Origin of the sequence: Aeromonas sp. 600282, assembly GCF_049175755.1 — a bacterium.
Lineage (GTDB): Bacteria > Pseudomonadota > Gammaproteobacteria > Enterobacterales > Aeromonadaceae > Aeromonas > Aeromonas veronii_A.
In genome coordinates, this window is the sequence record NZ_JAAKVR010000009.1 from 15,561 (window position 1) to 27,740 (window position 12,180).

The 12,180-nt window shown below is 52.0% G+C and carries 13 protein-coding genes; 10 read left to right on the forward strand and 3 right to left on the reverse strand.

Annotated features, from left to right (window positions below; all coding sequences use genetic code 11):
• Complete coding sequence (locus G5137_RS10120; protein ID WP_421255334.1) at positions 1-1,227, forward strand: O-antigen ligase family protein; 1,227 nt, start codon at positions 1-3, stop codon at positions 1,225-1,227.
• A complete protein-coding gene (locus tag G5137_RS10125) occupies positions 1,224-2,300 on the forward strand; it encodes a glycosyltransferase family 9 protein (RefSeq protein WP_421222007.1) in 1,077 nt (358 codons plus the stop codon). Before G5137_RS10120 ends, G5137_RS10125 begins: the two co-directional genes overlap by 4 nt.
• Before the next feature lie 38 nt (positions 2,301-2,338).
• Here G5137_RS10125 and G5137_RS10130 read toward each other — a convergent pair whose 3' ends face one another.
• A complete protein-coding gene (locus G5137_RS10130; RefSeq protein ID WP_216952610.1) occupies positions 2,339-3,316 on the reverse strand; it encodes a hypothetical protein in 978 nt (325 codons plus the stop codon).
• Positions 3,317-3,368: 52 nt separating this feature from the next.
• Entirely contained in the window at positions 3,369-4,430 is a 1,062-nt protein-coding gene (locus tag G5137_RS10135) for a glycosyltransferase (RefSeq protein ID WP_421255335.1), read from the reverse strand.
• 236 nt (positions 4,431-4,666) lie between these two features.
• Here G5137_RS10135 and G5137_RS10140 point away from each other — a divergent pair, with 236 nt between their 5' ends.
• From G5137_RS10140 to G5137_RS10170, 7 genes are all read left to right on the forward strand, one after another.
• Complete coding sequence (locus tag G5137_RS10140; protein ID WP_216954482.1) at positions 4,667-5,878, forward strand: 3-deoxy-D-manno-octulosonic acid transferase; 1,212 nt, start codon at positions 4,667-4,669, stop codon at positions 5,876-5,878.
• Between the two features lie 198 nt (positions 5,879-6,076).
• On the forward strand, positions 6,077-6,898 hold the full coding sequence (locus G5137_RS10145; RefSeq protein WP_005357044.1) for a helix-turn-helix transcriptional regulator: 822 nt from the start codon (positions 6,077-6,079) through the stop codon (positions 6,896-6,898).
• A 40-nt stretch (positions 6,899-6,938) separates the two neighbouring features.
• The gene (locus G5137_RS10150) at positions 6,939-7,574 is read left to right on the forward strand and encodes a LysE family translocator (RefSeq protein ID WP_201937692.1); all 636 of its coding nucleotides are present in this window, start codon (positions 6,939-6,941) and stop codon (positions 7,572-7,574) included.
• Between the two features lie 57 nt (positions 7,575-7,631).
• A complete protein-coding gene (locus G5137_RS10155) occupies positions 7,632-8,762 on the forward strand; it encodes an ABC transporter substrate-binding protein (protein WP_421222001.1) in 1,131 nt (376 codons plus the stop codon).
• A gap of 390 nt (positions 8,763-9,152) precedes the next feature.
• Complete coding sequence (locus G5137_RS10160) at positions 9,153-9,809, forward strand: DUF3313 domain-containing protein (RefSeq protein WP_421221999.1); 657 nt, start codon at positions 9,153-9,155, stop codon at positions 9,807-9,809.
• Between the two features lie 100 nt (positions 9,810-9,909).
• Positions 9,910-10,272 (forward strand): cystatin domain-containing protein, encoded by a 363-nt coding sequence (locus G5137_RS10165; RefSeq protein ID WP_159157869.1) that lies wholly within the window; start codon positions 9,910-9,912, stop codon positions 10,270-10,272.
• A gap of 125 nt (positions 10,273-10,397) precedes the next feature.
• Positions 10,398-10,910: a cupin domain-containing protein gene (locus G5137_RS10170; RefSeq protein ID WP_421255336.1), complete on the forward strand. Its 513-nt coding sequence runs from the start codon at positions 10,398-10,400 to the stop codon at positions 10,908-10,910.
• Positions 10,911-11,011: 101 nt separating this feature from the next.
• Here the strand turns inward: G5137_RS10170 and G5137_RS10175 are convergent, their stop codons facing one another.
• On the reverse strand, positions 11,012-11,512 hold the full coding sequence (locus G5137_RS10175) for a DUF1993 domain-containing protein (protein WP_421255337.1): 501 nt from the start codon (positions 11,510-11,512) through the stop codon (positions 11,012-11,014).
• 311 nt (positions 11,513-11,823) lie between these two features.
• Here G5137_RS10175 and ydfZ point away from each other — a divergent pair, with 311 nt between their 5' ends.
• Positions 11,824-12,021 carry a putative selenium delivery protein YdfZ gene (gene ydfZ, locus G5137_RS10180; protein WP_005342516.1) on the forward strand — a complete coding sequence of 66 codons (198 nt, stop codon included), beginning with the start codon at positions 11,824-11,826 and terminating at the stop codon, positions 12,019-12,021.
• Positions 12,022-12,180: the final 159 nt, after the last annotated feature.

Genomic DNA, 12,180 nt, shown 5'->3' on the forward strand with positions numbered 1-12,180 from the left:
GTGAATTTAGATAATAATTGCCTACGACTAAATATTATTGTGCAATTTGCAGCTTTTTTATTTGGCGCAATAGTTTTAACGGTCCCCAGTGGCTATGGATATGGGCCCAGCATTTTAGTTTTGACAAGTGTTTTTGTCTTTTGGCGTAAAAAATATTATTTGGCAATGAGTTCAGAGGTGAAAATATTATCATATATATTCATCTCTTTTTTTGTCATCCAAGCAGTATCAATCGGGATTGATGGTGGCGCTCTCAAAGAGTTAGACCGACCAAGTCGCTTGTTAATGGCTGCAATGACCTTACCTTTATTAAGTGTGTTCCCCATTAACATAAACGTTCTTATTGCTGGCCTCTCTATAGGAGCAGTGAGTTCAGGTCTAATCGCAATATATGAAAAGTTTTATCTTGGAATGCCTCGAGCTTTTGATGAAAGCATGCCAATTCAGTCAGGAAACATCAGCATGACATTGGCATTGTTATGTCTGTGTGCTTTTTTCTGGTTCCGCCATTTAGGGAAGAAAAACATTGCTACCTTTATGCTTCTTTCATTTTTAATGGGGGGTATAGGCAGTTTTCTCTCCGGGACCAGAGGTGGCTGGGTTTTACTTCCAATCGTCTTGTTTACAATAGTTTTTTATTTTAGAAAACAGCTATCCCTGAAAGATGGTCTCTATGCAAGCACTGTATGTGCCTTGTTGCTTTTCTTGGCTATGCTTCCGCAAAGTGGCGTAATGGATAGGATATATAATGCCAAAGCAGATGTTGTTCATTATTTTGATGGTGTGAATCCGGATACATCTCTAGGCATTCGATTGCAGTTGTGGGAAAGTGCATATAACTCTTTTTTGGAAAAACCAATATTTGGTTGGGGAAATAACGGAATTCGCTTATCACAATTAAACCAATATAATAATGGTTCTATATCCGAGTTCATTTATAATTTTAACTCACATGCACATAATCAATTTTTAGATGAATTGGCTAAACGCGGCATTATAGGCTTCTTGATGTTAGCCCTGCTGTACTTTTATCCACTTTGGGTTGCGAGTAAAAATAGAGATAACTTATTGGTCAGTAGTATGTTGGCGATTTCATCATTAACTCTTGTTGATTATAGCTTGAGTCAAGCATTTATAAGCCATAACTCCGGGATGATATTCTTCATGTTTTTATTTTCGGCTTTAATTACCACAATAAAGGTATCGCCTTTGGAGGGAAGAAAATGATTAAGAAATTGCAATCATGGCGCGATATCATTCGTCGTAAAATAGGGATTGTGCTTTTTGACCGATCTTTGAGATCGTCTTCAAATGAAGATGGTGCTATAGTCTTTGTTCGTTGGGATGCCAAATTGGGTGATGCCATAGTATCATCTTGGGTCACTCGTGAAATAAAAAAGAAGTTTCCAGGCAAAAAAGTAGTTGCAATTACAACCCCTGAGATGAGGTCTTTATTTAAAAACCAGTTTCTTTTTGATGAAGTTTATTCTATTCCGAAAAGACCAAGTTATGCAGCACTCGCCTCATTGGCTAGAGATATAGGAGATATTGAATATCTTGTTCATCTTACTAATGAAATGAAGATGAAAGATATTTTCTTTATCTCAAAATTATCTGTAAAAAATGTTATTGGTATAGATGACAAAATAAAATGTGTGAATATTAAAATTGGTCATTTAACCAAGAATATTCACTTCTCACAGAAGTTTGCCTTGGCCGTTAATAAAATGGGGGTTGATAACCCCGATACAGATTATATTGTTCCAGAATATCTTGAAGATGAGTCAAGCGTTAAATCTAGCTGGCCTGATAATCCCACAATCTGTTTTAATCCTTACGGTAGTGGCAGCTCACGAACATTTAATGATGAAAAAATTATCGAGATCCTGAAGGTTATGTTGAGCAAGCCTGGATATAATGTATGTTTGCTCTATCCACCGATAAAGAAAATTGAAACAGAACACAATATCAGGAGAATGCCTGATATCTTAAGGGAAAGAGTTATCACACATGACTCATCCCATTCTTTAGGTGTTCTATTCGCTCAAATAAGAAATAGTATCGGTATCGTGTCTGTAGATACGGCGACAGTACACATTGCCGCAGGGCTGAAAAAACCTATATTTGGAATATATAATGATAATTTTGGTAAAGGTGAAAACCGGGAGTGGTTACCAAATTTTGAGAAAGCCATGGTAATGTATGTTGATGCCAAAAAAGAACAAAATGTAAACTACATTAATATGGAGGAGTTTGAGAATCAATTTAATGATTGGTATGTTCAGTACATAGCACAATAATTTAGATTTCTGCACCATAGCCTGGTGCAGAATAAAAATTAAAGCATCGCCTTTATGTATTTATTTACCCATATATCTAGTCTGTATTGATTTTTTATCTCGTCAGATATGTGATGATAAGGGATCGTTAAAAAGTCAGGTGAGACTTTTAGATCTGTATCTGTTATGCAAAATATATTGTTGGGATGAAAGAACGGAAATGTCTCTGCGGTATTGTTATTTGATATTATTTTTTGTTCATAGGCAAGAGACTCAAAGAATCTAAAAGACAAGCCTTTTTGTGACTGGTATCCTATATCAAGAATACAGTGATAAGCCGATGAGATTGCCAATAGTTCATCACCAGTAATTGGCTTGGTAATTATTTCGATTCTCTTGTCTCTTATTTTTTTGATCTTTCGGTGGTGATCAACATAAATCATGATTTTAATTTTTAAGTCTGGGTTGGCATCCAGAAATGCAGTCATAAAGGCGTAGCGTTCACGATCAAAGCTAAAAATACCAAACACATCACCATCATAGTTTCTGTTTGGTTGGAGTGGGGTTAAATTCTTTTTATAGTAGTTAGTTACTGGTGTAAAGCCATATTTTTTAACATCTTGCGGATCAAAGCTCAAAACTTTATCAAAAAGTGAAATGTTTTTGATATTATTTGGCATTCTGAGAGTACTGTCCCACAGGTGGCAAATCATCCTGTTGGTGCATTTTTTGAGCTGTGTCAGATGTTCTGCCGTGTAAATATCAGGATTAGTGAGGATAGTGATATCAAAGTGGCGGTTTTTTGTAAAACCATTCAAAAACTGGGTGGTCGACAGCCAGCTTCTTTCTTGTTTTAAATTTCTTTTAAACAGAGCCTTTGAAATTAAGTTTGATATTCTCTCTACTGGGTGCAGGTAATCATATCTAGATATTTCTCCATTCTCAATAAATGTAACCACGTGTCCTTGTTGTCGCATCTCTTCAACTATCGGGGTAATGAGCCCTGCGTTATCGATACCTATTAATAGGATATTCATTGGATTAGCTCTCAAAATGACATTTCAATGTTATTTCATTAAATTTAATAAACTAAAGTGACATAAATGATTTTATGGTCTCTGTACTAGAGAATGGGCTGTAAAAATGATCTGGTATATGCATTTTATCAATATCCATACGAGATATTTTTTGCGCTATTTTGGGAATGTCAAAAAGGGAGCAAAGGTTATCTTGCAGTGGCCCAGTAAGAATTTCTGCCGGCCCAGACGGGCAATCCACGCTGATCACCGGGGTATGGCAGATGAGTGCTTCAATAAGCACTGTTGGCAGCCCTTCAGCATCGGATGTCAGGATGAGCGCCTGAGCGGCTTTGATATAGGGGTAGGGGTTCTTCTGAAAGTCGATGATCTTCACCTTGTTGGCAAGGTTCATCTCCTCGATCATGGCTTCAATGTGAGGGCGTCGCTCCCCTTTGCCCATCAGAACGAGTGGCGTAGCAACGCCGCTTAGCTGATATGCCTGCAAGAGACGATCGTGGCGTTTTCGTTCTTCGAAAGTGCCGACATGGATGAAATACTTTTCAAATGGCTTGTTGAAAGGCTCATCGGCCAACGCCTGAATTTTCTCGATATCAAACGGATTGTAGATAACCTGACACGATTTTGGTGTGGCTCTTACATTGTGCAAAATGTCGTCCGCGATGCCTCGAGATACGCAGATCAGTTTCTTGCCATTATAGAAACGCTTGAATTTTTCATATCCTTTGGCATTGTCTTTGGCAAAGCCGGTGACATTTCCGTGGATCCAGTAATAAATATTCAGTGTATCAGGCAGGTGTCTGGTAATTTTGTCACATGAGCATGAGATAATTACGTCAGGCGAGATCTCTTGGACTTTTTTCAAGATCAGAGATGCTTGTATTTTTTCAACCGCAACATTGGATATGGCTTTAGTCAGCTTTGTGACAATGCCAAGATTAATCGGGTGAATGTTGTCAGGTAGCGTATGGTCTATTTTTTCCCGCAAGGTAAACAAGGTAACATCGACACCTGCATCTTTTAGCAAGGATGCGGTATTGAGCAGAACCTTTTCCGCACCACCACCATACAAGTCTTCAACAATGAATAAAAACTTTTTAACTGGTGGGGTCATAACTGCTCCGCGGGTCTCATAACTGACTGGTAAATCTACTAAAAATGTGAATCGTAAACGAGCAAAATCAGGTGGCAACTGTTAAAGTCGTTAGCAATTTTTTCAATAGGTGTGGATCAATGATTGGTCTTAGTGGGCGCTACCATAACGCATTATTCGCGGCCTGTATATTTGCTGGGCTGCTGCTCTCCTGGTTGTTTACTGTTAATCAGCTCCTCACCGGCGATCAGACCCAGATGCTCTACAAGGGTTACCTAGGGGCTTATGAGGGGGTCTGGCTCAGCTATGGCAATGCGGCGAGTGCGGTGGGCAATGTGCCGGGGAGCTTGTCGGCCTGGCTGATTGGTGGGCCGCTGCTACTGTGGGATTCTCCCTATGCCCCCATGGTGTTGCTGCTGGTGATGCGGTTGGTCGGTTTTCTGCTATTTGATGCGGTTATCCGCCAGGTGTTTGTTGACCCCGTATCGAAGGGCAATGCGCGGTTGCTGTTTCTGGTGCTCTGCTGGCTCAACCCCTGGTTCCAGTACGAGAGTTTGCTCTACAACCCCTCCTATCTCTTCCTCTTCTCGGCCATGCACTGCTGGTCGGCCTGGCATATGCGCGAGCGAGCCTCCTTCTGGCACATGATTGTTCATCTGCTGGCTATCGGTATGGCGATGCAGTTGCACTACTCCTGGCCGTTGCTGGCTGTGATCTCCACCTACCTCTTCTGGCGCCGCATCCTCAAGGTGAGCTGGAGCGGGGTGGTGGTCGCTGCCCTGCTGATCGGTGCATCTCTGATCCCCTACGCCATGGAAGTGATGAGCAACAGCCATATCACCCAGAACGTCGATCCCGAAGCGCGTCAGCGCTATATCGGATGGGGGCTGGTGCATGTCTATCCGGTGCTGAAATCGGTGATCTACTGGCTGCGTTACGGCTCCTGGCTGTTTGCCAGCAAGCTGGTCAACGACACCCAGTTCATCTGGCTGGCGGGTCATGAATATTTGCAGATGACAGCAGTCTGGCTGTGGCGGGTGGTGATCTACGGGGTGGGCTCTGCCACCGTGTTGCTGGCGGCCAAGGCCAACTGGCAACTGTGGCGGGATCTCAAGCCGCGTCTGCTGCGCAGCGACCGTGCATCAGTGGACGGCACGAGCTGGCTCGGCCTCTATGCGCTGGCGGCCGTATTGGCTGTGCTGGTGAGTGCGGCGCTCTCGCCCATCATCTTTAACTATTGGCACCTGATGCTGATATTCCCCTATGCCCTGTTCCCGATCCTGCTGTTGCTGGTTAGCTGGAGCCGCAACCATCCTCAGTGGGTTGGCAAGGGGCTGCTGGCAGCCACCCTGTTCTGCACCGCTGTGAACCTGATTGCGGCGAGCGACAGCACCAAGTTCTCCTATCAGGCGGACTACAAGCAGCAGGTGCAGGAGTATTTGCAGGAGATGAAGCTGCAACCCAAGTAACTGGGTTGTGTGATCAGTCGAAGGGAGGCGTACTGCCTCCCTTTGCTTTTTCGGTAGCTCAATAAGCGGGTTGTGGTTGCCGGTTATCGCTGGTGGCGTAGCCGACCTGCTTTGGTTGCCATTGCACCAGCTGCAAAGGCATAGCCGGAATGCAATAATCTACAAGCTTTCAGCTTGTTTGCGGTGTATCTATAACCCATGAATACCACCGATTCCCTTATCCGCTACTGGCAATCCCCGCACCTGCCGGGGGTCGAGCTGTCACACTCCCACCACAGGGCGTTCAGCTACGGCCGCCATGTCCATCTCGACTACCATATCGGGCTGGTGCAGCGGGGTGGCCAGAAGTTTATCCACAAGGGAAACAGCCACCATCTGGTGCGCGGGGTGCTCTCTACCGTCAACCCGGACGAGGTGCACGACGGCCTCAGCCTGCTGCCGGAAGGGTACGAGGTACGGGTCTTTGCCATCGATCCGCAGCAGCTGGCGCTCTGGCTGCCGGAGCAGCCGGAACCCTTCTTCGACAAGGGATTGCAGAGCCGCCCCGACCTCTATCAGGGCTTTGCCCAGCTGCACGGCTATCTCGACAACCCCAAGGCCGATGGCCTGCTGATCGAGAGCCAGCTGCTCGCCCTGCTGGGGGAGCTGCTGCATCTGGCCCCCGAGGTACACCAGCTGGCGGATCCTCAGTTGCGATTCCTGCGCGACTACCTGATGGCCGCCCTTGACGAGCCCCACTCGCTGGAAGAGCTGGCGGGGCTGCTCGGGCTTGACCGTTTCGCCTTCCTGCGCCAGTTCAAGAAGCGCAGCGGCATGACCCCCTACGCCTGGCTCAAGCGGCTGCGGCTGGAGCAGGGCAAGCGGTTGCTGGCGAGCGGGATGGCGGTGAGCGAGGTGGCGCTGGCGGTTGGCTTCTTCGATCAGAGTCACTTCCACCACGGTTTTCGCCAGGCATTCGGTCTGACGCCCGCCGAATTTCGTGCCCAGATGCAATCTTTTACAAGCCGCGCCCCCCGCTGATCCGCCATGCTGGCTCTCCGTCGTTAAAGCGAGAGTTGTTATGCTGACCAGTCTGTTCGTTACCCTCGGCCTGATGCACCTGATTGCACTGGCCAGCCCCGGCCCCGATTTCGCCCTGATCCTGCGCACCAGCCTGCACCGGCCGACCGCCCTTGGCGCGGCGCTGGGCATCTCGCTGGCGATCATGGTGCACGCCACCCTGAGCCTGACCGGGATCAGCATGCTGATTGCGAGCCATCCGCTGCTGTTTATGGTAATCAAGTGCTGCGGCGCCCTCTATCTGGGCTGGTTGGGGTGGGGCGCCCTGATGGCGGCTCGGCAGCAGAGCAGTACCGTGATGGCCAACGCCGCCAACGAGCTGCGCGGCTGGGGCAGGGGCGTGCGCACTGGCCTTGCCACCAACCTGCTTAACCCCAAGGCGCTGGTCTTCTTTATCGGTCTGCTGGCCGCCATGGTGACACCAGAGGTGGATGGGATGACCCGCAGCCTGCTGGTGGGCGAGCTCTTTATCATCTCCCTCTGCTGGTTCGGGTTGCTGGCGTGGAGCCTCTCCACCGATCGTGCCCAGCGCCTGCTGCTGCGGGTACAGCGACCACTCAATCTGGTGACTGGCGTGCTGTTTGCGGTGGTCAGCCTCTCCATTCTGGCGAGCATGGGGGCCGAGCTGGTGGCCTGACGAGTCGGCGCATGGGCCTATACTCCAACAAGGTTTACCTGTCAGGAGTGCCCGGCCATGCGTCTACTGCCTCTTTGCTGGTTGTTGGGGATGACCCCGGCGCTGGCGGCCCCGGTTCAGCTCAAATTGCTGGAGTGGGGCTATCTGCCAGCGGGTTATGAACAACAGTTTGCCGACTACGCCAAAGCCCATGGGGTGGAGGCGACGGTCAGCCGGATCGAGCCGCTGCTGACCGATTTCGACAGCGTCTACCGCTCCCTGCGCACCCGCAGCGCCGATGTGGTGCTGCCGACCAGCTACTTCTACAAGGCCCATCACCAGCCGCTGTTCAAGCTGCTGCTCCCCATCGATTTCAGCCGCCTGCAGCACTACGCCGAGGTGAAGCCCGCCCTCAAGAACACCGAGTATGACAAGCAGGGGGAGCGTAACTACTCGGTGCCCTTCTCCTACGCCATGTTCAGCCTCGCCTATGACAGCAAGCAGGTGCCGCAAGCGCCCACCAGTTGGCAGGTGCTCGCCAACAGCTCGCCGTCGGGCCAGTTTGCCGAGTTCTGCGACCAGTTCGAGCCGCTGCTCTTTTCGGTGCTGCTCTCGCTGGGCAAGTCGCCCGCCCTGTTTGCCAGCGGCGAGATGCTGGCCGACAAGACCTTGCAGCAAGAGGTGGAGCAGCAGCTCTCGCAGCGGCTGCAAGCCAGTCGCGGCTTCTGGTTCAATCAGGCCAACCGCTGTGAGGATCTGCGCCAGCAGACCTTTGCCACCACCTGGGGGCTGGAGCTGGTGGAGTGCAACAAGCAGAACGAGCAGCAGTGGCGGATCGCCATGGTGCAGGAGGGGGCCATCTATGCCCTCGATGCGATCTCCATCGCCCGCCATGTCGGGGATGATCCCGCACGGCTCAAGGCGGCCTACCTGCTGGTGGATTTTCTGCTGAGCGCGCCGCTGCAACGCCAGATGCTGGTGGGCACGCCCACCATTTCGGCCAGCAATATTGCCTCCCGGCCACCCCTCAGCCCGCAGGAGCAGGCGGTGCTGCCGGATCGCCCGCTGCCGGAGTTTGACGAGCGGCTGCTGGTGCCCGCGTTGCCCGCCCATATCAAGAATCGCTACAAACGGATGGTGCAGCAGGCGATCGTCGCCAGCGGCAAAGAGGGGCTGGTCAAGCAGTGCCCCTGGGATCTCGATAATTGATGAATGAGCCTGCCGCTTCTCCGGCGGCAGGCAAGTTTGCGCAAGATGGCTGATGATCGGTCATCGCCCGTTCCAGGGCATTCCCCCGTTCAACTCACGCCGCTCGTTGGCCCCCATCGTTTGAAAAAACTGCGCGCTTTCCGCAATCCCATTTAGCCGGATTAAACAACCGAACCCTCGCCAGATTGCCGTTCATACCCTGGCTGACCCTGTACAAAAGTGCCTCAATTGTGACAACTTGGATGTGAGCTGAACAATCCTGATCTGTCCCTTGTGGGAAGGTGATGAATAGGTTATTTCTCTGTGACATTGGCGGCATCCGGCACGGGTTCTCCAGCCATGTGGTGCGAAATCCACAGCAAAAACAAACAGTAAAATGCAGGAGCAAATATGAAAAAGGTCGTGATGGTTGCCGTGGCTGCAGCCCTTCTGGGTGGCTGCGCCGTCAAGAATCAGGTATCCCACAGCTTGCAGGCGATCCCGCTGACAGCCTTCCAGCAGAGCGAGAGCAACCCCAATCAGCGCGTCTACAAGGAGCCGGGCGTTGACCTGCGCCAATACAATGAGGTGCTGCTCGATCCGCTGCAGTTTATTCGTCAGGAGAACGGCCAGTGGTATCTGCTGACCGCCAACGAACAGAACCAGATTGGCCGCTATTACCACGACAAGTTCCAGAGCGAGCTGATCAAGCAGGGCGTCAAGATTGCCACCGCCCCCGGCCCGAAAGTGATGCGGATCCAGGCCGCCGTCACCAACTTCGACCTGACCCGCCCCGACCCCAAGCTGCGTGACCTGCTGCCAGCCAAGATCGCCATCAATGTCACCCGCGAAGTGATCGGCAAGGAGCCCTACCTGCTCAAGGTGGGCAGTATGGCCCAGCTGCTCGACTCCCAGAGCGGCAAGCTGCTGGTGCGGGTGATGGATGCCCGCGAGAGCCCGGACAGCACCCACAAGGATGAGCCCATCACCGCCGAGGAGATGGAGAAGATGATCGACCAGTGGGCGGCCAGCCGCGCCAAACAGCTGGCGGACAATCTGGGGCGCTGATCGATTGGTGCGTCCAAGCGGGGCGCAGCGGGAGCCTTTTGGGCTGCAATAATGGCAAGATGTTGATAAGGTGGTCATTTTGCAGGCAGGAGAAAATGATATGAAACGCGTGTTGTTACCCATCCTTGTTGCTGGCCTGTTGAGTGCCTGCAGCATCTCGTCACCCACGCCTGAGTGTGCGCCGATGGCGGGTGGCTGGCAGAGTCAGCCGTTGCCCAATGCGGAAGGAGAGGCTGCGCTGGCCAGCGTGCTGGCTCGCATGAACACGGCCGCCAAACTGCAGAGCATCCGCGAGGTGCGCAGCCAGGTGGTCTCCGGGGTCAACTACGACATCGAGTTCCAGCTCGACAACGGAGAGGTGTGGAACACCCGTGTCTATCGGGATCTTGCCGGCAACTACCAGATGACCCGCCCGGCTGCACAGGGCGAGCTTCCTCCCTTGCCTTGCGTCAAGGCCAAGTAATTCCTGCTTGATGAGCCCCTCGTCAGAGGGGCTCATCTGACCAGAAAATTTCTGCTTTTCTCCCCGCATTCTGACAGTCAGGATGACCCTTCCCGTGACTGCATCCTCATGGAAAAGGAACCGCTATGAATCGCCACCCCTGCATCAAACACTGGAGCGAGCTGCAAGAGCAGACGCCGCGCTACTACTCCGGCAGTCAGGAGCCCCTTTCTCGCGGCTGCGCCCTCGGCAAACACTTCGGCTTTAGCCGCATCGGCATTCACCACGAGATCGTCGAGCCCGGCCATCGCACCAGCTGGCCCCATGCCGAGAAGACCGAGGACGAGTTTGTTCACGTGCTGGAAGGGACGCCGGATGTCTGGCTCGATGGCGTCCTCTATCGGCTGCAACCGGGCGACTCGGTGGGCTTCAAGGCCGGTGACGGGCTGGCCCACGCCTTTATCAACAACACCGAAGAGACTGTCCGGCTGCTCTGCATCGGCGATACCGATCGGGAGGACAACCGCATCCACTACGCCGTGCACCCCGAGCGCAATATCACCCTCGGCAAGCTGCACTGGGATGACGTGCCCGAGCGCGAGCTGGGGGATCACGACGGCCTGCCCGACAAGCTGCGCGAGAGCAACGTCCCCTTCTAGGGCAGAGCTCTTCTGCGCACCAGCCCTGCACCACCCGATATAAAAAAGCCTGCCGCGTGGCAGGCTTTTGCTATCTGTTTGCCGCTTGTGGCGAGCGGCGCTTATTGCAGGTTGAGCCCGCCCAGATAGTCGCGCTTGCCGAGATCGACCCCGGCGCGGCGCAGCAGGGCGTAGGCCATGGTGAGGTGGAAGTAGAAGTTGGGAATGCCGTACTCATGGACGCAGGTATGGCCATCCATCCCCTTGCCGCCCGCCCAGTGGGGCACGTAACGACCGCTGGCGTACTGGCTGTAGTCCGCGTCCAGCTTGCCTTGCAGATAGCTGATGGTCTTGCCGATATGGGCGCGTAGATCCGCCATGGTCTTGGGGTCATCGCCCATGGTCGGCAGCTCGCTGTGGCTGGCGGTGGCGACCACGGCGCGGGCCGAATCGCAGCAGATCAGCACCTGCTTGGACAGCGGCAGCATATCGACGATCAGCCGATCGCCGAAGAAGTTGTCCACGTTGAACTGCTTCGCCGCGGCGTGGGCCTCGGCCTTGGCCAGACAGTGATCCAGATTGGTCAGCATCTTGATGAACTGGGTGGTGATATCGCGATTCATGAGCACTCTCCATCTTGTTGAAACAGCGGCCCGCGTGCGCGGCCACGGTGAATGAGACTGGCTAATCGGCCACCAATATACCCCAACCGCTGCCGGGTTCGAGCCTGCCACGATGAAAAGGGCAGGGTAGCGCTACTTCGCGCGACAACCACTGGCCAAGCGGCCATGCTCGCTTTTTGAACCTATGAGTCCCTTATCGCCCCTTTTTTGATCTGTGACATAAATCACCTTTTTTCAGGGGCGTAGGCTGAATGCCGTTGTCCTGGACAGACGCCTGCGCATCCGCCAGGACACAAGAAAAGGAGAATGAAATGAAGATCTATGACCGTAACCGCAATGTGCTGAACCTGGGTCAGCGCGTCATGATTGCCGCCACTGGCGCAGTCGATTTTCTGAAAGAGGCCCACACCGACAATATGACCCCCTATCAGGCGGAGCATGAGAAGTGCGTGCTGCTGGCAAACTCCGGTGAGCGCTACGCCCCCATCGAGTTGATTAGACTAGGCTGATCCCTTTCCCTGTCACCCTACTCTTTACAATTCACCCGGCCGCCGCGCCCCATCTGGCGGCCGGGTTTCTAAGTTTCCCTTTCTGTTTTACCCACCTTTCTATTGCAATGCTTCAAGCCGGTTTGAGTTGCCATGTAGGTTCGATTAGCGAAGCGTAAT